The organism is Phycicoccus sp. Soil748, from assembly GCF_001428025.1.
Taxonomy (GTDB): domain Bacteria; phylum Actinomycetota; class Actinomycetes; order Actinomycetales; family Dermatophilaceae; genus Pedococcus.
Genome location: NZ_LMSC01000005.1, coordinates 451,846 through 473,343, shown reverse-complemented (window position 1 = coordinate 473,343; position 21,498 = coordinate 451,846). Strand labels below are relative to the sequence as shown.

Below are 21,498 nucleotides of genomic sequence, written 5' to 3'. Positions count from 1 at the left end.
CTCAGGCGCCCTCGAACTTCGCCTTGCCCGGACCGTTCTCGACGAACGACCGCATGCCGGTCTCGCGGTCCCTGGTGGCGAAGAGCCCCGCGAACAGCATGCGCTCGATCTCCAGGCCGGTTTCGAGGTCCACCTCGGACCCGCGGTCGATGGCCTCCTTGGCGGCCCGGATGGCCTGGGCGGGACCGCCGACGTACGGCGCGAGCCTGCGCCGCGCCGCGGCGTACACGTCCGTCGCCTCGACGACCTCGTCGACGAGGCCGATCGCGAGCGCCTCGTCGGCCGAGACGAAGCGTCCCGAGAAGATGAGGTCCTTGGCCTTGGCCGGCCCCACCAGGCGCGTGAGGCGTTGCGTGCCACCGGCGCCGGGGATGATGCCGAGCAGGATCTCGGGCTGGCCGAGCTTGGCGTTGGACGCGGCGACCCGGAAGTCGCAGGCGAGCGCCACCTCGCACCCGCCGCCCAGCGCGTAGCCGGTGATCGCGGCGACGGTGGGCTTGGGGATGCGGGACAGGGTGCGGGTGAACGCCTGCAGGGAGCCGGAGTGCTCGACCATGTCGGTGTAGGACATGTGCTGCATCTCCTTGATGTCAGCACCGGCTGCGAACACCTTCTCGCCGCCATAGAGCACGACACCGGAGACGTCGCGACGCTCGCCCACCTCGACCGCGGCGGCGGCGAGCGCCTCCTGGACCTCGGCGTTGAGCGCGTTCATGGGCGGCCGGTCGAGCAGGATCGTGGCGATGCCGCCCTCGACCTCGACCGAGACGAGGTCGCTCATGCGGGGCCACCGTCGGGCGCGGGCTGGCCGGCGCCGGGGCCGGACTCGCCACCCATGATGCGCTCGTGCCACATCTGGACGCCGGCGAGGACGAGCTGGATGGTGATGTTGACGAGCGCGGCGACATCGCTGGTGGGCGTGACGATGTGCTCGCCGGTGACGACGAGGGTGTCGTTGGCCAGACCGGCCTTGACGATGTTGAGCTGCAGGGTGATCTCGTTGCAGGTGGCGAGCCGGGTCAGCGGGTCGCTGGGCACCGCGTCGCTGATGGCCCACTGGCCGAAGAGCCGCATGATCTGGAAGTCGCCCTCGGTGCACCGCACGAAGAGCTGCTGGTCCTGCACCGTGAACGCCACGTCGCCGTCACCGTCGATGTCGGGCGCGAGGCCCTGGTCGATGAGCGCGTCCAGGACCCGCCCGCGCAGGGGGTGCTCGTCCGGGGGCGGCGGGAAGTTGGGCAGCGACGTGGGATCGGTCATGCCCCAACCGTAACCACTGCCTAGGCTGAGGACCATGTCGCCTGCCACGCGCCCGCGTGACCTTCCTCCCACCCTCGGCATGACGCTCGTCGAGGGTGGCGCCGAGTTCGCGGTGTACGCCGGTCACGCCGACTCGGTGGAGGTCTGCCTCTTCGACGAGGGCGACACCGACGGCTCTACCGAGCGACGCGTACCGCTCGTCGAGCGCACCCACGGCACGTGGTTCGGCTTCCTTCCCGGCGTGCAGGCCGGGCAGCGCTACGGCCTGCGCGCCGACGGCCCGTGGCGTCCCCAGGAGGGGCTGCGCTACAACCCGCACAAGCTCCTGCTCGACCCCTACGCGCGGGCCGTCGAGGGCGAGGTGCGGTGGGGACCGGAGGTCTACGCCCACCCGGTCAACCAGCAGCTGCGCGGTGACGACGTCATCCGCGGCACCCTCGACAGCGCCGGGGCGATGCCGCGCTGCGTGGTCGTGCGCGACGACTTCGACTGGGGCGACGACCAGCACCCGCACACGCCGCTCGCCGACTCGGTCGTCTACGAGGCCCACGTCCGCAACATCACGATGCTCCACCCCGAGGTGCCCGAGCACCTGCGCGGCACGTATGCCGGGCTGTGCCACCCGGCCGTCATCGCGCATCTCAAGGCGATCGGCGTCACGGCGGTGGAGCTGCTGCCGGTGCACGCCTTCACCTCCGAGCCGGAGGTGGTCCAGCGCGGGCTGGTCAACCACTGGGGCTACAACACCCTCGGGTTCTTCGCCCCGCACGCCCGCTACGCGTCGACCCCCGACCCGCAGGGCGCCCTGGACGAGTTCAAGGGCATGGTGCGGCTGCTGCACGACGAGGGCATCGAGGTGATCCTCGACGTCGTCTACAACCACACCGCCGAGCAGTCGCGCCAGGGCGCGTCGCTGTCGTGGCGCGGTCTGGACAACCGGGCCTACTACCGTCTCGACGAGCGCGGCCAGGACATCGACGTCACGGGTTGCGGCAACACCCTCGACCTGCGGCACGTCATGGTCTGCAAGATGGTCCTCGACTCGCTGCGGTACTGGGTGCAGGAGTGCCACGTCGACGGCTTCCGCTTCGACCTGGCCGTCGCCCTCGGCCGCGGCCAGAACGACGACTTCGACCCCAACCACCCGTTCCTCGTCGCCCTGCGCACCGACCCCGTGCTGTCCAGGGGCAAGCTCGTCGCCGAGCCGTGGGACGTCGGCATCCACGGGTGGCGCACGGGCCAGTTCCCGCCGCCGTTCGCCGAGTGGAACGACCGCTTCCGCGACGCGGTGCGGACGTTCTGGCTGCAGGACCTCGGCGCCCAGGTGCACGGTCAGGAGGGCCACGGCGTGCGCGAGCTCGCCACCCGGCTCGCGGGGTCGCAGGACCTGTTCGGCGCCCGAGACCGGGGCCCGGTCGCCTCGGTCAACTTCGTCGCCGCGCACGACGGCTTCACGGTCGCGGACCTGACCGCCTACAACGCCAAGCACAACGGCCCCAACGGCGAGGGCAACCGTGACGGGACCGACGGCAACCGCTCGTGGAACCACGGCGTCGAGGGCCCGACCGACCCGCTGGACCTCACCCACGTCGAGGTGGGCACGGCCCGCCGGCGCTCGATGCGCAACCTGCTCGCCACGACCCTGCTCGCCACCGGGGTGCCGATGCTCAACGCCGGCGATGAGCTCGGCCGCAGCCAGGACGGCAACAACAACCCCTACTGCCAGGACTCCGAGGTGTCGTGGTTCGACTGGGGGCTCGACGACTGGCAGGAGGACCTGCTCGCGACGACGCAGTTCCTCACGACGCTGCGGGCGGAGCACACGGTCCTGCGGCAGCGCACGTTCTTCACCGGGCGCCCGGTCCACGAGGACGGCTCGACCGACCTGGCGTGGTTCGGCGCCGACGGCGAGCCGATGGAGAACGGTCGGTGGGAGGACCCCTCGACCCGCACGCTGCTCATGTTCCTCAACGGCGCGTGCCTGCAGGACCGTTCGCTCCTCCTCGTCCTGCGGGGCGACGCCGAGCCGGGCACGGTGACGCTGCCCACGCTGCCCGGGCTCACTGGGTACGAGCTGCTCTGGGACTCCACCCTCGAGCGGCCCTGCCACCCCGGTCCCCTGCTGCCACCGGGCGCGGTGGAGGTGGGCGGCGCCTGCCTGCAGGTGTACCGCGCGGTCGACCCGACCTGAGCCGCCGCGACCCCGCGCCGTAGCACCGTCCGCCAGACGACTTTGGGGGCCAGGGAGTGACGTAGGCGTCACTCCCTGGCCCCCAAGTGGAGCTGGTGCGGGTCAGGCGTTGGCGACCAGCCCGAGCTCGCTCGTGCTGGCGAGGCCGATGTGCTTGGGCAGCACCCGCACGGTGTAGCCGAACGACCCGGTCCGGGCGAGGGCGAAGTCGCCGGCGAACTGGTGCCGCCCGCCCTCGTAGGACTCGACCAGGGCGAGGGGCTCGCACTGCACGTCGCGCAGCTCGTCGGAGTCGCGCGCGGTGCCGTGCACGACCTCCACCTCCACCTCGTCGGGCGTCAGGTCGCCGAGCGAGACGTAGGCCCGCACGTGCAGGGTCTCGCCGATCTGCGGCGAGTCCGAGACGCCCGAGGACTCGACGTGGTCGACGTGGACCGACGACCAGCCCTCGCGCACCTTGTGCTTGTAGGCCGCGAGGTCACGCGCGCCTGCGTAGGTCTCGCCGGCGAGCGCCCAGCCGGCGCGGGCGGCGGGCCCGTAGAGCTGGATGGTGTAGTCGCGGACCATGCGGCTGGCCAGCACCTTCGGGCCGAGCGTGCGCAGCGTGTGGCTGATCATCGACAGCCAGTTCTGCGGCAGGCCCGCCTCGTCGGTGTCGTAGAAGCGCGGCGCCACCGAGTTCTCGATGAGGTCGTAGAGGGCGGCCGCCTCGAGGTCGTCGCGGCGCTCGGCGTCCTCGACACCGTCGGCCGTCGGGATGGCCCAGCCGTTGCCACCGTCGAACCACTCGTCCCACCAGCCGTCGAGGATCGACAGGTTGAGGCCGCCGTTGAGGGCCGCCTTCATGCCGGAGGTGCCACAGGCCTCGAACGGGCGCAGCGGGTTGTTGAGCCACACGTCGCAGCCGGGGTAGAGGTACTGCGCCATCGCGATGTCGTAGTTGGGCAGGAAGACGATGCGGTGGCGGATCTCCGGGTCGTCGGCGAAGCGGACCATCTGCTGGATGAGCTGCTTGCCGGTCTCGTCGGCGGGGTGGGACTTGCCGGCGATGACGAGCTGGATCGGGCGCTTCTCGTCGAGCAGCAGGCGCTTGAGGCGCGCGGGGTCGCGCAGCATCAGGGTGAGCCGCTTGTAGGTCGGGACGCGCCGCGCGAAGCCGATCGTGAGGATGTCGGGGTCGAGGATGTCGTCGACCCAGCCGAGCTCGGCGGGGCTGGCGCCACGCTTCTTCCACGACGAGCGGGTGCGGCGACGGGCCTCCACGACGAGCTGCTCGCGCATGTCGCGCTTGGTCGCCCAGATCGCCTCGCGGGGCACCTCGTCGATGCGGTCCCAGGCGTTGTCGCGCTCGAGGTCGTGGGTGCCGAGGTACTTGTCGGCGAGCTCGTAGACCCGGCGGTCGACCCAGGTGCCGGCGTGGACACCGTTGGTGACGCTGCTGATCGGGACCTCGTCGTCGTCGAAGCCCGGCCACAGGCCGTCGAACATCTCGCGGCTGACGACACCGTGCAGCTGCGAGACGCCGTTGGCACGGCCGCCGAGGCGCAGGCCCATGACCGCCATGTTGAACATGCCGGGCTGGCCACCGGGGTAGTCCTCGGCACCGAGGGCGAGCAGCCGGTCGACCGGCACACCCGGGACGGCCTGGTCGCCGCCGAAGTGCAGCGAGATGAGCTCGGCGTCGAAGCGGTCGATGCCCGCAGGGACCGGCGTGTGGGTGGTGAAGACCGTCGCGGCGCGCACGGCCTCGAGCGCCTCCTCGAAGCCCAGGTCCGCCGACTGGGTCAGCTCGTGGATGCGCTCGACGCCGAGGAACCCGGCATGGCCCTCGTTGGTGTGGTAGACGTCCGGGGCCGGGGCGCCGGTGAGGCGCGACCACAGGCGCAGCGCGCGGACACCGCCGATGCCGAGGAGCATCTCCTGCTGCAGGCGCTGCTCACCACCGCCGCCGTAGAGGCGGTTGGTGATGTTGCGGGCGGCCTCGTCGTTGTCCGGCACGTCGGAGTCGAGCAGCAGCAGCGGCACGCGGCCGACCTGCGCCTTCCAGACGTGGGCGTGCAGCTGGCGGCCGCCGGGCAGCCCGAGCGTGATGACGCACGGGGTGCCGTCCTCCTCGCGGAGCATGCTCAGCGGCAGGCCGTCGGGGTCGAGGACCGGGTAGGTCTCCTGCTGCCAGCCGTCGCGGTTGAGGCTCTGCTTGAAGTAGCCGGTCTTGTAGAACAGGCCGACGCCGACGATCGGGACGCCGAGGTCGGAGGCGGTCTTGAGGTGGTCGCCGGCGAGGATGCCGAGACCGCCGGAGTACTGCGGCAGCACCTCGGTGATGCCGAACTCGGGGCTGAAGTAGCCGATCGCCTTCGGGGCGCCCGCACCGTCCTCGTCCTGCGCCTGGGCCCACGCCTGGTACCAGCGCGGCTCGGTGAGGTAGGTGTCGAGGTCGGCCTTGGCCGCCGCGACCGCACCGACGAAGCCGGTGTCTGCGGCAAGCGCCGCGAGCTCTGCCGGGGACAGCGCCGACAGCAGGCGCACGGGGTCCTTGCGGACCTTGGCCCAGCGCTGCGGGTCGATGCGCTCGAAGAGGTCGCGGGTCGGCGGGTGCCAGGACCACCGCAGGTTGCTCGCCAGGTCGCCGAGGGCCGCGATCGGCTCGGGCAGGACAGTACGGACGCTGAAGCGTCGGATCGCCTTCACGAGGGCTGATCATAGGGCCAGGACCCGGAAAGTCTGTCGACTTCTTGCAGATCTTTCAGAAAGTTTCACGGTGCCTTCACGGCGCGGTGCCCGGCGCGTCCACCCGGAGTCCCGCAGAGGTGCACCAGCGCCCAGAACGAGTAGCGTCGGGCGCGTGACTGCGACCCCCTCGGCAACCACACCCACCTCTCCCACCCCCCGCGGCTCCCGCAGCCCGCAAGCCCGACCCGGGCCCTCCCCCGCCCCACGCACCCGACCGCCGCAGAGCCCGGTCGGGCGGATCCCCGTCCAGGACGTGCAGCCCCTGGTGGACGGCGGCGCCCGACCGGCCAAGTCGGTCGTCGGTGAGCAGTTCACCGTCACCGCGACGGTGTTCCGTGAGGGCCACGACGCCGTCAACGCCTCCGTCGTCCTCACCGCGCCGGACGGGACCGAGCAGGTGCTGCCCATGCGCTGCACCAACCCCGGCCTCAACGCCTGGGAGGCGGTCGTCGAGGCCGGCACCGCGGGCTGGTGGCACTACCGCGTGGAGGGCTGGTCCGACCCCTACGGCACCTGGGAGCACGACGCCTCCATCAAGGTGGCCGCCGACATCGACGCCGAGCTCATGCTCGAGGAGGGCGCCCGCGTCCTGGAGCGCGCGCTGGCCGAGGTCGGGCGCCCCAAGCCTGGGGCGAAGCTGCTCAAGGACGCCGTGACCGCGCTGCGCGACACCCGGCGCCCCCCGATGGCCCGGCTCCACGCCGCCACCGACCCCTCGGTGGAGCAGGAGCTCGCCGCACGGCCGCTGCGCGACTGGGTCAGCCCGTCCGCCGACCTGCCGCTGCTCGTGGAGCGTGAGCGCGCGCTGTACGGCGCGTGGTACGAGATCTTCCCCCGCTCGGAGGGGGCGGTGCAGGACCCCGAGACCGGGCACTGGAGGTCGGGCACGTTGCGCACCGCTGCCGAGCGGCTGCCGGCCATCGCCGGCATGGGCTTCGACGTCGTCTACCTCACCCCGATCCACCCGATCGGCACCACGGCGCGCAAGGGACCCAACAACACCCTCCACGCCGGACCCGACGACCCGGGCAGCCCGTATGCCATCGGGTCCCCCGACGGCGGCCACGACGCCATCCACCCCGACCTCGGGACGTTCGACGACTTCGACGCGTTCGTCGCCCGTGCCGAGGAGCTCGGGCTCGAGGTCGCGATGGACATCGCCCTCCAGTGCTCGCCCGACCACCCCTACGTGCAGTCGCACCCGGAGTGGTTCACCACGCGCGCCGACGGGACCATCGCCTACGCCGAGAACCCGCCGAAGAAGTACCAGGACATCTACCCGCTCAACTTCGACAACGACCCCGCGGGGTCCTACGCCGAGATGCGACGGATGATCCAGGTCTGGATCGACCACGGCGTCAAGATCTTCCGCGTCGACAACCCGCACACCAAGCCGGTCGAGTTCTGGCAGTGGATCATCGACGACGTGGCCCGCGACCACCCCGAGGTGATCTGGCTGGCCGAGGCCTTCACGAAGCCCGCCATGATGCACACCCTCGGCAAGGTCGGGTTCCAGCAGTCCTACACCTACTACGCGTGGCGCAACCAGAAGTGGGAGCTCACCGAGTACCTCGAGGAGCTGTCCGGCGAGGCGGCTGCCTACATGCGCCCGTCGTTCTGGCCGACGACGCACGACATCCTCACGCCGTACATGCAGTTCGGCGGCCCGGCCGCGTGGAAGCTGCGGGCGGCCGTCGCGGCCACGATCGTGCCGACCTACGGCATCTACGCCGGCTACGAGCTCATCGAGCACGTCGCCCGGCCGGGTGCCGAGGAGCAGATCGACAACGAGAAGTACGAGTACAAGAACCGCCACTGGGAGGACTACGAGCCCGGCGGCCCCAAGGAGGGGCACTCGCTGGCCGGCTACCTCACGCGGCTCAACGAGATCCGGCGCGAGCACCCTGCCCTGCACTGGCTGCGCAACATCACCTTCCACCACGTCGACGACGAGAACATCATCGCGTTCTCCAAGCGCCGGGTGCTGCCCGACGGCACCGAGGACGTCGTCGTCGTCGTGGCCAACCTCGACCCCCACGCCACCCGGGAGTCGACGCTCCACCTCGACATGCCCGCCCTGGGCCTGCGCCACGAGGACGGCATCGCCGCACAGGACCTCATCACCGGGGAGTCGTGGCACTGGGGCGAGCACGTCTACGTCAGACTCGGGCCCGAGACCGAGCCCGTCCACGTCGTCGCGATCCGGAGGTTCTGATGCAGGGTCTCAACCTCAACCAGCCCGGCCTGAAGCACGACCCCGAGTGGTTCAAGACCGCCGTCTTCTACGAAGTCCTCGTCCGAGGCTTCGGCGACTCCAAGGGGTCGGGCGCGGGCGACTTCACCGGCCTGATCAACCGGCTCGACTACCTGCAGTGGCTCGGTGTCGACTGCCTGTGGCTGCCGCCGTTCTACGCCTCGCCGCTGCGCGACGGCGGGTACGACATCGCCGACTACACCGCCGTGCTCCCCGAGTTCGGGACGCTGCCCGACTTCCAGGAGCTGGTGTCGCAGGCGCACGCCCGCGGCATCCGGATCATCACCGACTTCGTCATGAACCACACCAGCGACCAGCACCCGTGGTTCCAGGCGTCGCGCTCGGACCCCGAGGGCCCGTTCGGCGACTTCTACGTGTGGTCCGACACCGACGAGAAGTACTCCGACGCGCGCATCATCTTCATCGACACCGAGGTCTCCAACTGGACCTTCGACCCGGTACGCCGGCAGTTCTTCTGGCACCGCTTCTTCTCCCACCAGCCCGACCTCAACTTCGAGAACCCGGCCGTGCACGAGGCGATGTTCGACGTCGTGCGGTTCTGGATGGACATGGGCATCGACGGGTTCCGGCTGGACGCCGTCCCCTACCTCTACGAGGAGGAGGGCCACAACGGCGAGAACCACCCCAAGACGCACCAGTTCCTGGCCAAGCTGCGCGCGATGGTCGACGCGGAGTACCCCGGGCGCATCCTGCTCGCCGAGGCCAACCAGCCGCCGGCCGACGTCGTCGACTACTTCGGCACCGAGGAGGAGCCGGAGTGCCAGATGTGCTTCCACTTCCCCGTGATGCCGATGCTCTACTACTCGCTGCGGGAGGAGAAGGCGTCGCCGATCGTCGACGTGCTCGCCGACACCCCCGCCAAGCCCGCCGGCACCCAGTGGGGCACGTTCCTGCGCAACCACGACGAGCTGACCCTCGAGATGGTGACGCCGGAGCAGCGCGCGGCGATGTACGGCTGGTACGCGCCGGACCCGCGGATGCGGGCCAACGTCGGCATCCGCCGGCGGCTGGCGCCGTTGCTGGACAACAGCCGCGCGGAGATCGAGCTGATCCACGCCCTCGTGCTGTCGCTGCCGGGGTCGCCGTGCCTCTACTACGGCGACGAGATCGGCATGGGCGACAACATCTGGCTCAACGACCGTGACGCGGTCCGCACGCCGATGCAGTGGTCGCCGGACCGCAACTCCGGCTTCTCCTCCGCCGACCCGGGCAAGCTCTACCTGCCGGTCATCTCCTCGCTCGTCTACCACTACAACAACGTCAACGTGGAAGCCCAGATGGCGCACAGCTCGTCGCTGCTGCACTGGGTCAAGGCGATGCTGGAGATCCGCAAGCGGCACCCCGTCTTCGGCCGTGGCGAGTTCGAGGTCTGCCCATCGGACAACGACGCCGTGCTGTCCTTCCTGCGCGTCGAGTGGGACCACGAGGACGGCGCCGACTCCGAGGCCGTGCTCTGCGTCAACAACCTCGCCAGCCGCCCGCAGGCCACGACGATCCGGGTGCCCGCGGAGTTCAAGGGCGCCCAGCTCGCAGACCTGTTCGGCGGCAACGGTTTCCCGAAGGTCTCCGACGACGGGACGGTCACCCTGACCCTGGGCTCGCGGGACTTCTTCTGGCTGCGGCTCGTGCCGGGTGCCGCCCGTGGCTGAGATCCACACGACCGCCAGCATCACGCCGACCAAGCTCGAGCTCGTCGCGCCGTGGATGGCGCGCCAGCGCTGGTATGCCGCCAAGGGGCGTCAGCCGGTGCTGCGCAAGCTGTGGTCGTGGCGCCTCGACGACCCCGCCGGCGAGGTCGGTATCGAGACGTTGCTCGTCGTCGACGAGGGTGGCGCCGAGCCGGTCGTCTACCAGGTGCCGCTCACCTACCGATCCGCGCCGCTCGAGGGCCACCAGCAGGCCCTCGTGGGCACGATGGAGCACAGCGTCCTGGGGCCCCGCTGGGTCTACGACGGGCCGCGGGACCCGGTCTACGCCGCCCAGCTCCTCGCCCTCGTCCTCGAGCAGGCGGTCCCCCAGGCCGGCAGCCGGTCCGACACCGTGGAGCCTGCGGTCGTGGCACGTAGACACCCGTCGTGGACGACGCAGACCACCCTCACCGGCTCGCGCGTGCTGTCGGGTGAACAGTCCAACACCTCCGTCATCTTCGACTGCACCGACGACTCGGGGTCGCCGAAACCGTTGATCTGCAAGGTGTTCCGCACCCTGCAGGCCGGCGACAACCCCGACGTGGTCGTGCAGGGCGCCCTGGCCGAGGCCGGATCCCTGCGCGTCCCGGGCATGGTGGGAGCGGTCGCGGCGACCTGGCCGTCCGTCCACGGCGAGGGCGAGGACGCCGGGCACCTGGCCTTCGCCCAGGAGTTCTTCCCCGGCACCGAGGACGCCTGGCGGGTGGCGCTTCGCGCCATCGCCGCCGGTGAGGACTTCGCCGACCGGGCGCGAGAGCTCGGCGCCGCCACGGCCGAGGTGCACTCGCGCCTGGCCGAGGTCATGCCCACCGAACCGGTCACCCCGGCCGTGGTGTCGACCATGGTCGCGGGGATGCGCGGGCGCTACGTCGCCGCCGCCGCTGAGGTGCCCGCCCTGGCCGAGCACGAGCAGCGCATCGCGGCCGTCTTCGACGCGGCTGTCGGCGCGCCCTGGCCCGCGCTGCAACGCATCCACGGCGACTACCACCTCGGGCAGGTCCTGCAGGTCGAGGGACGCGGCTGGGTGCTGCTCGACTTCGAGGGCGAGCCGCTGCGACCGCTCTCCGAGCGCGTCCGGCCCGACCTCGCCGTCCGCGACATCGCGGGAATGCTGCGCTCGTTCGACTACGCGGCCGGTTCGTGGGAGCAGGCCCACCCGGGCCAGAGCGCGCGTGGTTGGGTGGAGTCCGCCCAACGCGCGTTCCTGGACGGGTACGCCGCCGAGTCCGGCAGGGACCCGCGCGAGGACACCGCCCTGCTCATCGCGTTCCAGCTCGACAAGGCTCTGTACGAAGTGGTCTACGAGGCGCGCAACCGGCCGACCTGGCTGACCATCCCCACCACTGCGGTGGTCCGTTTGCTTGACGATGCGAGGAAGGACCTTCCGTGAGCCCTTTCGGCAAGAAGGACAAGAGGACCAAGAAGGCCAAGGAGACCAAGGCGGTCGAGGCGGTCGAGGCGACCCAGGCGGTCGAGGCGGTCGAGGCCGCGGGGCCGACCCAGGTCGAGGAGGCCACCCCGGTGGCACCTGCCGCCGAGTCCGCCGCGGTCGAACCGACCACGCAGGAGCGTGCGCCGCACACCTCCGAGGCAGAGGCGCTCATCGAGAAGCCGGGCGGGACGCCGTCGGCCCCCAAGGCCCCGGTCACCGAGCCTCCGGTCGACCGGACGCCCGAGCCGGTTCCCGTGCCCGCGACCCCTGCCGAGGCGATCCGTGCCCTGGCCGACGGCCGCCACCAGCAGCCGCACGACCTGCTCGGGCACCACCTCGAGCCGGGCGGCCTGCGCGTGCGCGCCTACCGCCCGTTCGCCTCGACGGTCGCCGTCCGCTTCGAGGACGGCACCCGGCTCGACCTCGCCCACGAGGAGGACGGTGTGTGGGGCGGGCTGCGCGAGGGGCAGACGCAGACCCAGGACTACCGCCTGCTCGTGAGCTACGCCGACGGCGTCGAGCACGAGATGGACGACCCCTACCGCTTCGCGCCCACGCTCGGCCCGGTCGACCTGCACCTCATCGGTGAGGGTCGCCACGAGCAGCTGTGGACGGTCCTCGGGGCCCACGTCCACGAGTACACCGGCCCCCTCGGCACCGTCGTCGGCACCTCCTTCGCCGTGTGGGCGCCGAGGGCCCAGGCCGTGCACGTCGCGGGCGACTTCAACGGCTGGGACGGCCGCAGCCACCCCATGCGCCTGCTGGGTGAGTCCGGTGTCTGGGAGCTGTTCGTCCCCGGCGTCGGCGACGGGACGATGTACAAGTACCTGGTCCGCGGCGCCGACGGGAAGGTGCGCGAGAAGGCCGACCCGATGGCCCAGGCCACCGAGATGCCGCCGGCCACCGCGTCGTCCGTCGTCCAGTCCCGCTACGACTGGGGCGACGGCGAGTGGCTGGCCAAGCGCACCCAGAGCAACCACCACGAGCAGCCGATGAGCATCTACGAGGTGCACCTCGGGTCGTGGCGGCGCCACCACTCCTACCGCGACCTCGCCGAGCACCTGGTCAACTACGTGCAGGACCTCGGCTTCACGCACGTCGAGCTCATGCCGGTCATGGAGCACCCCTATCCCCCGTCCTGGGGCTACCACGTCACGAGCTACTACGCGCCGAGCGCGCGGTTCGGCCGCCCCGACGACTTCAGGTACCTCGTCGACCGGCTCCACCAGGCCGGCATCGGCGTCATCCTCGACTGGGTCCCCGGGCACTTCGCGACCGACCCGTGGGCGCTGGCCCGCTTCGACGGGCTGCCGCTCTACGAGCACCCGGACCCGCGCAAGGGCTGGCACCCCGAGTGGGGCTCCTACATCTTCGACTTCGGCCGGATGCAGGTGCGCAACTTCCTCGTCGCCAACGCGGTCTACTGGCTGGAGGAGTTCCACGTCGACGGCCTGCGCGTCGACGGCGTGGCCTCGATGCTCTACCTCGACTACGCCCGCAAGGACGGCGAGTGGGTGCCCAACATCCACGGCGGGCACGAGAACCTCGAGGCGGTGGGCCTGCTCCAGGAGGCCAACGCCACGGCGTACAAGCGCGTGCCAGGCATCGTCATGATCGCCGAGGAGTCCACCTCCTGGCCGGGCGTCACGAAGTCGACCAGCGAGGGCGGCCTCGGCTTCGGGCTGAAGTGGAACATGGGCTGGATGAACGACTCCTTGAAGTACCTCAAGGAGGACCCGATCAACCGGCAGTACCACCACCACCTGCTGACGTTCTCGCTCATGTACGCCTTCAGCGAGAACTACCTGCTGCCGATCAGCCACGACGAGGTCGTCCACGGCAAGGGCTCGCTGCTGCGCAAGGCGCCCGGCAGCCGCTACGACCAGCTCGCCACCGTGCGGGCGTTCCTGGCCTACCTCTGGAGCCACCCCGGCAAGCAGCTGCTGTTCATGGGCAGCGAGTTCGCCCAGGAGGCCGAGTGGGCCGACGGCCGCGAGCTCGACTGGTGGCTGCTCGACCACGCCGCCCACTACCGCGTCCACAACCTCGTCAAGGAGCTCAACCGGGTCTACCGCGCCAACCCAGCGCTGTGGGCACTGGACGCCGACCCGGCAGGCTTCGAGTGGCTCGACGCCGACGACAACGCGGGAAACACCTACTCCTACCTGCGTTTCGGCACCCCCGACCGTCAGGGCCCGGTCGTCGCCGTGGCCGTGAACTTCGGCGGCCTGGCCCGCGAGCCCCTGCGGCTCGGTGTGCCCCGCGCCGGCGACTGGAGGGTCGTGCTCGACACCAGCGGCTACGACGAGTTCGGGACGCCCAGCCAGGCCGACGTCGTCGTCACCGCGCAGGAGCACCCGCACCAGGGGCAGCCGTACTCCGTGGAGGTCCGGGTCGCCGCCCTGTCCGCGGTCTACCTCGCACCGGTCGAGGAGACGCCCGGCGTGACGGCCCGCCCCGCGTCCGAGGTGGAGGACCGCACGGAGTGACCCACGTCTGGGGCTACCGCATCCCGTTGCTCGTGGTCCCGGTCGTCCTTGCGTATGCCGCGGTGGCGGCGTGGTGGTTGTGGCGCGGCCGCACCCGCCCCGCCGTCACCCTCGAGCGCGTCCTGCTCGGCGGGGCGGTGGTGTTCGCGAGCGTCGTCACGATGTCGCCGCCCGGCGTCCGTGACCACGGCGTCCTGTCGCCGGACCGCCGCTGCGCCATCCACCGGGTGGCACTTGGCCTGGCCGCGGTGGCCGCCGACGACCAGCGCATCCTCAACGTCCTGCTGCTCGTGCCGGTCGGGCTGTTCGCGGCTCTCGTGGCCAGCCGCCTGCGCGGCGTGCAGGCGCTGCTCGTGGTGGCCGGCGCCGCCGCGCTGCCGCTCCTGTTCGAGAGTGGACAACAGCTGTTCCGGGGGCTCGGGCGCTCGTGCGACACCACCGACCTCGCCGACAACTGGACCGGCGTCCTGCTGGGACTGGTGGCGGGCGTGCTGCTCGTGGGACTGCGGTGGGCAGCGCGGCGCAACGCTGGCAGAGTGGGCCCATGAACGACCCGCGCGCAGGACAGCCCGCCCAGCCGTCGGACCTGGTCGACGTGGCCCACCTCGTCACCGCCTACTACACGCAGGTCCCCGATCCCGACGACCTCGACCAGCAGGTGGTGTTCGGCACCTCGGGGCACCGCGGGTCGAGCCTGCGGACAGCGTTCAACGAGGCGCACATCCTGGCGACGACCCAGGCCATCTGCGACTACCGGGCGTCGCAGGGCTACGACGGGCCGCTGTTCGTGGGGCGCGACACCCACGCCCTGTCCGAGCCCGCGTGGGCCTCCGCGCTCGAGGTGCTCGCCGCCAACGACGTGATCGTCCTCGTCGACGACCGCGACGGCTTCACCCCCACCCCGGCGGTGAGCCACGCGATCATCCGCGCCAACGAGGGCCGCACGACGGGCTCGACCCTGGCCGACGGCATCGTCGTCACCCCGTCCCACAACCCGCCCTACGACGGCGGCTTCAAGTACAACCCTCCCCACGGCGGGCCCGCCGACTCCGACGCGACCAAGGTGATCGCCGCCCGGGCCAACGAGCTCATCGCGGCCGGCCTCGACGGCGTACGGCGAATCCCCTTCAGCCGAGCCCGCGCCCACACCCAGCCCTACGACTTCCTGGGCACCTACGTCGACGACCTTCCCGACGTCGTCGACCTGGCCAGGGTCAAGGAGGCCGGGGTCCGCATCGGCGCCGACCCGCTCGGGGGCGCCTCGGTCGCCTACTGGGCCGAGATCGCCGACCGCCACGGCATCGACCTCACCGTCGTCAACCCGCTCGTCGACCCCACCTGGCGGTTCATGACGCTGGACTGGGACGGCAAGATCCGCATGGACTGCTCCTCCCCCTCGGCCATGGCCTCGCTCATCGCCCGCAAGGACGAGTACGACATCGCGACGGGCAACGACGCCGACTCCGACCGCCACGGCATCGTCACCCCCGACGCGGGTCTGATGAACCCCAACCACTTCCTGGCCGTGGCGATCCAGTACCTCTTCGGGGGCGCCCGGCCGGACTGGCCGCAGGGTGCCGCCATCGGCAAGACGCTGGTGTCGTCGTCGATGATCGACCGCGTCGCCTCGGACCTCGGGGCCCGGCTCGTCGAGGTGCCCGTCGGGTTCAAGTGGTTCGTGCCGGGGCTCATCGACGGCAGCTTCGGCTTCGGCGGCGAGGAGTCGGCGGGTGCCTCGTTCCTGCGCCGTGGTGGAGCCGCCTGGACCACCGACAAGGACGGCATCATCCTCGCGCTGCTCGCCTCGGAGATCCTTGCGGCCACGGGCAAGACCCCCAGCCAGCACTACGCCGACCTCACCGCGCGCCACGGCGACCCGGCCTACGCGCGCATCGACGCCGCTGCCGACCGCGAGCAGAAGGCCAAGCTCGCTGCCCTCTCCCCCGACGACGTCGGCGCGGACTCCCTCGCGGGCGAGCCGATCACGGCCAAGCTGACGACCGCCCCGGGCAACGACGCGCCGATCGGCGGCCTCAAGGTCACCACGGAGAGCGCGTGGTTCGCGGCCCGTCCGTCGGGCACCGAGGACGTCTACAAGATCTACGCCGAGTCCTTCAAGGGCCCCGAGCACCTCGCCCAGGTGCAGGCCGAGGCCAGGGAGGTCGTCGACGCCGCACTGCGCGGCTGACGGCGGCGGGCGCTGAGGCTGCGCTGTGAGCGGACGCGGTCGCGGAACACATCGGACATCCGTCGGCGTTGACCACGACATGACGCCCACCAACACCCCGCGCCCACCGCGCCAGAACGCCGGGCTCCGCACCTTCCCACGGACGAGCAGCACCGGTCCCAACCTCGCCACCCTCGACCGCGTGCGCGGCCTGCGCCGCCCCCGGCTCCTGCAGCCCGAGGCACGCCGCCACCAGGTCGAGCAGGAGTGCCGGGCCTGCTGAAGGCCTCGTTCCTGTCGTCTGACGGGCTCCGCCACCACGGCGGGGCCCGTCAGTCGCGTCCCGGACCCTCAGTCGGCCAGTGCCGGCGCCGGCCCGCCGACCACCGTCTCGTCGGCAGCGGACCGTCCCGGGCTCAGCCGTGAGGTCTCGTCGGCGACCCAGAGCCGCGTGAGACCGCCGAAGTGGCCCTCGAACGTGTCCCACTCCCGCTCGGGGTACGTCGCGCGGATCGTGTCCGTGAGCAGCGAGCGGAAGTCGTCGGAGTCGACCCACTCGAGCACCATCTCGTCGAGGTGCGGCAGGGCCGTCTCGACGAACTCGCGGTAGCGCTCGGTCTCGAAGTGGTCGTCCGCAAGCCCCTGGTAGGCAGCGAGCTTGGCCTGGTAGTCCAGCGCCGGGTCGTCGGCGACCGCGAACCACGGGTCGGTGTCGACCTGGGTGCGGGCCTTGCGACCGGTCGCCACGCAGAACACCGACCACTTCAGCAGCGCCTTCATGGCCCACGGGAAGTAGTAGTGCAGGGACGTGACGGCGACGTCCGGGCAGGCGTTGGCGTAGTCGATCGGGTAGACCACCCCGTCCTTGACGAGCATCTCGCAGGAGTTGAACTCCCAGCGGAAGAACGCGTTGACCGTCTGGGCGATGGTGACCGCCTCGGTGCCCACGGCGTCGGAGAGGAAGCCGTGCTCCACGGCATACCGGTTGTGCATGGGCTCGTCGGGTCGGAACTTCATGACCATGCTCTCGGGCCCGATGGTCAGGGCGCGGGCGAAGACCTCGAACCCGTCGACGGCCTTCTGCAGGTGCATGAGCATCTCGCCGGAGTCGTCGTAGGCCTCGTGCAGGGCCGCGCGGTCCTTGATCATCGACACCCCGCGCCAGGCCCCGCCGTCGAACGGCTTCATGAACATGGGGTAGCCGAGCTCGTCGGCGATGCGGTCGAGGTCGAAGGACTTGTTGTACTTCTCCGACGTGTAGGCCCAGCGGACGTTGTCGATGGGGTTCTTGTAGGGCACGAGGACCGTCTCGGGGACGTTCATGCCGAGGCGCAGCAGGGCGCAGTACGCCGAGTGCTTCTCCATGGACTGGAACGTGAACGGGCTGTTGAGCAGGTAGACGTCGTCCATGAGCGCGACCTTCTTGAGCCACTCGCGTGGGTGGTAGTACCAGTGCGCCAGCCGGTCGATGACCAGGTCGTGGCGGGGCTTGTCGCGCAGGTTGAACGGCTCGATGGTGACGCGCTCGGTCGACACGTGGTGCTGGGTGCCGTCCGGGCCGGTGACCACGCCCATGCGCTGGGCGAGCGTCTCGAAGGCCCGGGGCCAGTCGCCCTCAGCCCCGAGGAGAAGACCGATGAGGTGTTCCTGGGATTTCGCCATGCAGCCCATCCTGTCGGCTGAGGCGTGCCCCGGAAAGTGGAACCCGGTCAGGAGGCGGTCAGGAGCCCGTCAGAACAGGGCGCTCATCAGGGCGGTGCGGGCCTTCTTGACCCGTTCGTCGTGCCCGCCGACGACCGCGAACAGCTGCACCAGGTGGACGCGCGCCTGCTCGCGCTCCTCGCCGCTCGTGGCGCGCACGAGGTCGATGAGGCGCAGGAACGCATCCTCCACGTGGCCGCCGAGGACGTCGAGGTCGGCGACGAGGGTCTGCGCCGCGACGTCGGTGGGCCGGTCGGCAGCTGCCGCGCGGGCGGCCTGCAGGTCGGCACCCTCGGTCCGCTGCATGAGCCCGACCTGGGCAAGACCCAGCTCGGCGTCGGCGTCGGCGGGGTTCTCCTTGAGCGCCTGGGTGTATGCCGCGTGCGCGCCCGCGAGGTCACCGCGCTCGATCGCGTCGTAGGCCTCCTGGTGCAGGGGCGGCAGCGGCGGCTCGACGACCTCGTCGTCACCCGGCGCGCCGTCGTCGGTGAGCTCGACCCGGCCGGTGACGCCGTGCTGGACGGCGAGGCTCAGGAACTCGTCGAGGACGGGACGCACGGCCTCGGCCGGCTGGACGCCGGCGAACATGGGAACGGGCTGGCCCTGGATGAGGCCGAGGGTCACGGGAACGCTCTGGATCTGGAACGCGCGCAGCAGGGCCGGGTTCTGCTCCACGTCGACGCTGACCACCTGCAGGCGCCCGTCGAGCGCGCGGGCCAGGCCGACGACCGTGTCGAGGTAGTCGCGCGACTCGGGCACCTGAGCGGCCCAGAGCACCAGCAGCAGCGGCACGCCGACGGAGGCGTTGGCGACCTCGGTGAAGTTGGCGTCGGTGCCCTCGACGACCAGGCCAGTGCGGCCCGCGACGCCATGCGCCGATACGCCACCCGGCGCACCGTGGGCGCCGCCCTGGCCGCCCTGGGCGCCCGCTCCGGCCGCAGCTGCTGCCCCGGCACCCCCCGGGCGGCTCTGGGTGGATCCGGTGGGCTGGCCCTGCAGGCCGGTGAGGTCGACGGCCCCACGCAGGCCGGCTGCGGTGAACGGCTGATCAGTCATGGGGTCGATTCTTCCTCACGGGCGGAGCCGTCGCCCACGCGGCCCGACGGCCCGGGGTCAGGAACCCTTGGCGGAGAACAGGACCTCGTCGGCGCCGACGACGCTGGCCTTGCCCTCGGCAGGCACGGTGAACGCCACGGTCTCGTAGCTGCGCAGCACAGCGTTCCTGCTCAACGCCTTCTTGCCCACGAGGCGCTGGAACTCCGCGCTCGGGGTCAGCGACTTGCCGCCGGGCTTCAGGGTGATCGTGTCGGTGCGCTCGAGGAGGGAGAAGACCAGGGCCCCACCGCCGCGCAGCGCCAGCGAGACCGTCTGGACGGGGTGCACCGTGTGCTTCTGCTGGAGCGTGGCCAGCGTGCCGAACGCCTTGGCCTGCGCGGCGGCGTTGGCCCGCACGGCCGTCGAGAACGGGTCGTTGGTGGCGACGGCCTTCGCGGGCGTGGGCTTGGGGTAGGCCAGGCTCGCGGCGTACTCGGTCAGCAGCTCGTCGGGCTGGACGGCCAGCTTCGTGGCAGCGGTGACCCGCGGGGAGCCCTCGTCGAGCGGGTCGAGGGCGGCGACCTCGGTGCCGGGCTGCATCGTCACCGACGAGGAGAGCCGGAACGGCGTCGCGGCGTCGGGTGAGGTCAGCAGGTTGAGCACCGCTGCGCCCTCCCCGCTGGTCGTCTGGACCAGGATCACCCGGGGCCAGTCCGTGCCGCGGGAGACGGCCAGCACCTTCGGCGGGTCGGTCCGGGTCAGCGGGGCGGTCGTGGGGCTCGCGGCGGTGGACCCGAGCTTGGCGGCCGCGTCGGCCACGGCGAGTGCCGAACCGGTGAGTGACGCGGTACGCAGCCTCTGGGCCTGCGTGGCGGGTGCGGCCTGTGCCGCGGCGGCCTGGGAGAGCACGCGCTCGGCGACCTTCTGCGCGGCGTCACGTCCGATCGGCGCCGCGGTGGTCACCTGCGCCGGCGCGTCACCGACACCGACGAGCGAGGCACCGGCTCCGCAGCCGGCGACCCCGAGGGCCAGGGCACCGGCCAGCGCACCTGCGATGACGTGGCGGGGGGCAGAGAGAGTCATGAGGACACCTCCTCGGTGGGCCGGGTGTGGTCGGGGCCGGTCACGGCCTTGCGCCCTGTCAGGGCGTGGCGGCGCTGCTGCCACAGGCCGGCCGCGCCGGCGGCGGTGGCGAGGAGCCCGACGAGGGACACGAGCAGCGCCTGGAAGAACCACGTACGCCGCTCGACCGTGACCCTGACCAGGACGAGGTCGGCTGCGCGACCCTCGGCCGTCGCGATGACGACCGCCTCCGGAGCGTCTGCCTGACGCACCTGGATGCGCGCGCTGCCCTTGCCGGTGGCGGTGCTGCGCCAGACGTCGGCGCCGGCGAGCGCCGGCGCGGCGCCGGCTCCCGACCGCGAGCGTTCGAGGGACCAGGAGCGCACGCGGGCCCCGGTCACGGAGGTCACGTCGGCGCCACCCACGACGGCCTTCGCGTCCGAGGGGGTGGCGCGCCCGATGAAGACCGGTGCACCGTCACGGGTGGTGGCGGTGACCGTCGTCGGGCGGTCGACCCGGTTGAGCACTGATGGCTCGAGGACGACGACGCTGCCCCGGGGCGGCGTCGTGGTGAACGTCGCGCTCCCGGACGGGCCGAGGTGGACGGTGAACCACGACCCGACCACCAGGAGCACGAGCCCGATCGCGGTCAGCGCAGCCAGCAGGATGCGGGTGGCCAAGGTCGGCACGGCAGGATTCCTCACGTGGACGGGCCGGCACGGGAAGCTCCCCGCACCGGCATCTCCCTCCACCATGACGCAGGCACACCGACGACGACAAATCAGCTCCGGCGCCGGGAGCCGCCTCGATGGCATGATCGCCGGTGATGACCTCCCGAGCCGGGCACCGCCGCCCCCGCCGCCCCGGCCGTCCCCGTGAGGAGGCGACCGAGCAGGCGATCACCCTCGCCGCGCGACAGGTCCTGGCCGACCGGGGCGTCGCGCGGATGTCGATGGAGCACGTCGCGGCTCAGGCCGGCGTGGCCAAGAGCACGCTCTACCGCCGCTGGCCCAGCAAGGTCGAGCTCGCCGTCCACGCGGTCGCCGCCGTGTTCGACGAGATCGAGGACGAGGACCACGGGTCACTCGCCGCCGACATGCGGGCCGGCGTGGACGAGGCCGCCCGCCTGCTGCGCGACCCCTCGACGGGTGGGGCGTATGCCGCGCTGCTCGCCGAGTCGGCCCGCGACCCCGAAGGGGTCGGCGTCGCGGTGCGCGGGTCCTTGTCGACGAGGCTGCACGCGCTGGTGGCGTCGTCGGTGGAGCGGGCCATCGCGCGTGGCGAGATCAGGCCCGAGATGGTCGACGTCGACCTGCTCGCCGACGTCGTGGTGGGTTCGGTGATGCACCGTTCGCTCGCGACCGGCGTCCCGGACGAGGCGTTCGTCGACGGCCTCATCGAGCTCCTCGCCGACGTCGCGTACGCCCGCCTCAGCCGGGCGGCCCGCAGCACCGACACGTAGCCG

The 21,498-nt window shown here is 71.5% G+C and carries 16 protein-coding genes; 9 read left to right on the top strand and 7 right to left on the bottom strand.

The genetic code is table 11. The features are described from left to right. Position 1: 1 nt before the first annotated feature. Positions 2–781 (bottom strand): enoyl-CoA hydratase/isomerase family protein, encoded by a 780-nt coding sequence (locus ASG70_RS04665; protein ID WP_056882648.1) that lies wholly within the window; start codon positions 779–781, stop codon positions 2–4. Beyond that, the gene (locus ASG70_RS04660) at positions 778–1,260 is read right to left on the bottom strand and encodes a hypothetical protein (RefSeq protein WP_056882647.1); all 483 of its coding nucleotides are present in this window, start codon (positions 1,258–1,260) and stop codon (positions 778–780) included. The genes ASG70_RS04665 and ASG70_RS04660 overlap by 4 nt, the downstream gene beginning before the upstream one ends. 34 nt (positions 1,261–1,294) lie before the next feature. Here ASG70_RS04660 and glgX point away from each other — a divergent pair, with 34 nt between their 5' ends. After that, positions 1,295–3,451: a glycogen debranching protein GlgX gene (gene glgX / locus ASG70_RS04655; protein WP_082590088.1), complete on the top strand. Its 2,157-nt coding sequence runs from the start codon at positions 1,295–1,297 to the stop codon at positions 3,449–3,451. A gap of 102 nt (positions 3,452–3,553) precedes the next feature. Here glgX and glgP read toward each other — a convergent pair whose 3' ends face one another. Continuing rightward, positions 3,554–6,142 carry an alpha-glucan family phosphorylase gene (gene glgP, locus ASG70_RS04650; RefSeq protein ID WP_056882646.1) on the bottom strand — a complete coding sequence of 863 codons (2,589 nt, stop codon included), beginning with the start codon at positions 6,140–6,142 and terminating at the stop codon, positions 3,554–3,556. A gap of 154 nt (positions 6,143–6,296) precedes the next feature. Between glgP and ASG70_RS04645 the strand changes: the two genes are divergently transcribed. The 7 genes from ASG70_RS04645 (at position 6,297) to ASG70_RS04615 (ending at position 16,518) form a co-directional block, all read left to right on the top strand. After that, positions 6,297–8,399: an alpha-1,4-glucan--maltose-1-phosphate maltosyltransferase gene (locus tag ASG70_RS04645; protein WP_200949185.1), complete on the top strand. Its 2,103-nt coding sequence runs from the start codon at positions 6,297–6,299 to the stop codon at positions 8,397–8,399. Next, on the top strand, positions 8,399–10,108 hold the full coding sequence (gene treS, locus ASG70_RS04640; RefSeq protein ID WP_056882645.1) for a maltose alpha-D-glucosyltransferase: 1,710 nt from the start codon (positions 8,399–8,401) through the stop codon (positions 10,106–10,108). Before ASG70_RS04645 ends, treS begins: the two co-directional genes overlap by 1 nt. Further along, positions 10,101–11,537 carry a hypothetical protein gene (locus tag ASG70_RS04635; RefSeq protein ID WP_056882758.1) on the top strand — a complete coding sequence of 479 codons (1,437 nt, stop codon included), beginning with the start codon at positions 10,101–10,103 and terminating at the stop codon, positions 11,535–11,537. The genes treS and ASG70_RS04635 overlap by 8 nt, the downstream gene beginning before the upstream one ends. After that, positions 11,534–14,068 carry a 1,4-alpha-glucan branching protein GlgB gene (gene glgB, locus ASG70_RS04630; RefSeq protein ID WP_235531335.1) on the top strand — a complete coding sequence of 845 codons (2,535 nt, stop codon included), beginning with the start codon at positions 11,534–11,536 and terminating at the stop codon, positions 14,066–14,068. Before ASG70_RS04635 ends, glgB begins: the two co-directional genes overlap by 4 nt. Beyond that, a complete protein-coding gene (locus ASG70_RS04625) occupies positions 14,065–14,616 on the top strand; it encodes a VanZ family protein (protein ID WP_056882644.1) in 552 nt (183 codons plus the stop codon). Before glgB ends, ASG70_RS04625 begins: the two co-directional genes overlap by 4 nt. Then, the gene (pgm, locus tag ASG70_RS04620; protein ID WP_056882643.1) at positions 14,613–16,256 is read left to right on the top strand and encodes a phosphoglucomutase (alpha-D-glucose-1,6-bisphosphate-dependent); all 1,644 of its coding nucleotides are present in this window, start codon (positions 14,613–14,615) and stop codon (positions 16,254–16,256) included. The genes ASG70_RS04625 and pgm overlap by 4 nt, the downstream gene beginning before the upstream one ends. A gap of 79 nt (positions 16,257–16,335) precedes the next feature. Next, positions 16,336–16,518 carry a hypothetical protein gene (locus ASG70_RS04615; RefSeq protein ID WP_056882642.1) on the top strand — a complete coding sequence of 61 codons (183 nt, stop codon included), beginning with the start codon at positions 16,336–16,338 and terminating at the stop codon, positions 16,516–16,518. A gap of 68 nt (positions 16,519–16,586) precedes the next feature. Here ASG70_RS04615 and ASG70_RS04610 read toward each other — a convergent pair whose 3' ends face one another. The 4 genes from ASG70_RS04610 to ASG70_RS04595 all read right to left on the bottom strand — a co-directional run bounded on the left by ASG70_RS04610 (position 16,587) and on the right by ASG70_RS04595 (position 20,722). After that, positions 16,587–17,897, bottom strand: coding sequence for a RimK family alpha-L-glutamate ligase (locus tag ASG70_RS04610; RefSeq protein WP_056882641.1), 1,311 nt, complete (start codon positions 17,895–17,897; stop codon positions 16,587–16,589). A gap of 69 nt (positions 17,898–17,966) precedes the next feature. Continuing rightward, positions 17,967–18,992 (bottom strand): tetratricopeptide repeat protein, encoded by a 1,026-nt coding sequence (locus ASG70_RS04605; protein WP_056882640.1) that lies wholly within the window; start codon positions 18,990–18,992, stop codon positions 17,967–17,969. Between the two features lie 57 nt (positions 18,993–19,049). Then, entirely contained in the window at positions 19,050–20,054 is a 1,005-nt protein-coding gene (locus ASG70_RS04600) for a hypothetical protein (RefSeq protein ID WP_056882639.1), read from the bottom strand. After that, the gene (locus ASG70_RS04595) at positions 20,051–20,722 is read right to left on the bottom strand and encodes a hypothetical protein (RefSeq protein ID WP_056882638.1); all 672 of its coding nucleotides are present in this window, start codon (positions 20,720–20,722) and stop codon (positions 20,051–20,053) included. The genes ASG70_RS04600 and ASG70_RS04595 overlap by 4 nt, the downstream gene beginning before the upstream one ends. A 137-nt stretch (positions 20,723–20,859) precedes the next feature. Between ASG70_RS04595 and ASG70_RS04590 the strand changes: the two genes are divergently transcribed. Continuing rightward, positions 20,860–21,495: a TetR/AcrR family transcriptional regulator gene (locus ASG70_RS04590; protein ID WP_156399813.1), complete on the top strand. Its 636-nt coding sequence runs from the start codon at positions 20,860–20,862 to the stop codon at positions 21,493–21,495. The last annotated feature ends 3 nt before the right edge of the window (positions 21,496–21,498 follow it).

Coding starts and splice junctions, on each gene's coding strand:
- ASG70_RS04665 (WP_056882648.1), bottom strand. CDS start 781: ATGAGCGACCTCGTCTCGGTCGAGGTCGAGGGCGGCATCGCCACGATC.
- ASG70_RS04660 (WP_056882647.1), bottom strand. CDS start 1,260: ATGACCGATCCCACGTCGCTGCCCAACTTCCCGCCGCCCCCGGACGAG.
- glgX (WP_082590088.1), top strand. CDS start 1,295: ATGTCGCCTGCCACGCGCCCGCGTGACCTTCCTCCCACCCTCGGCATG.
- treS (WP_056882645.1), top strand. CDS start 8,399: ATGCAGGGTCTCAACCTCAACCAGCCCGGCCTGAAGCACGACCCCGAG.
- pgm (WP_056882643.1), top strand. CDS start 14,613: ATGAACGACCCGCGCGCAGGACAGCCCGCCCAGCCGTCGGACCTGGTC.
- ASG70_RS04615 (WP_056882642.1), top strand. CDS start 16,336: ATGACGCCCACCAACACCCCGCGCCCACCGCGCCAGAACGCCGGGCTC.
- ASG70_RS04610 (WP_056882641.1), bottom strand. CDS start 17,897: ATGGCGAAATCCCAGGAACACCTCATCGGTCTTCTCCTCGGGGCTGAG.
- ASG70_RS04605 (WP_056882640.1), bottom strand. CDS start 18,992: ATGACTGATCAGCCGTTCACCGCAGCCGGCCTGCGTGGGGCCGTCGAC.
- ASG70_RS04600 (WP_056882639.1), bottom strand. CDS start 20,054: ATGACTCTCTCTGCCCCCCGCCACGTCATCGCAGGTGCGCTGGCCGGT.
- ASG70_RS04590 (WP_156399813.1), top strand. CDS start 20,860: ATGACCTCCCGAGCCGGGCACCGCCGCCCCCGCCGCCCCGGCCGTCCC.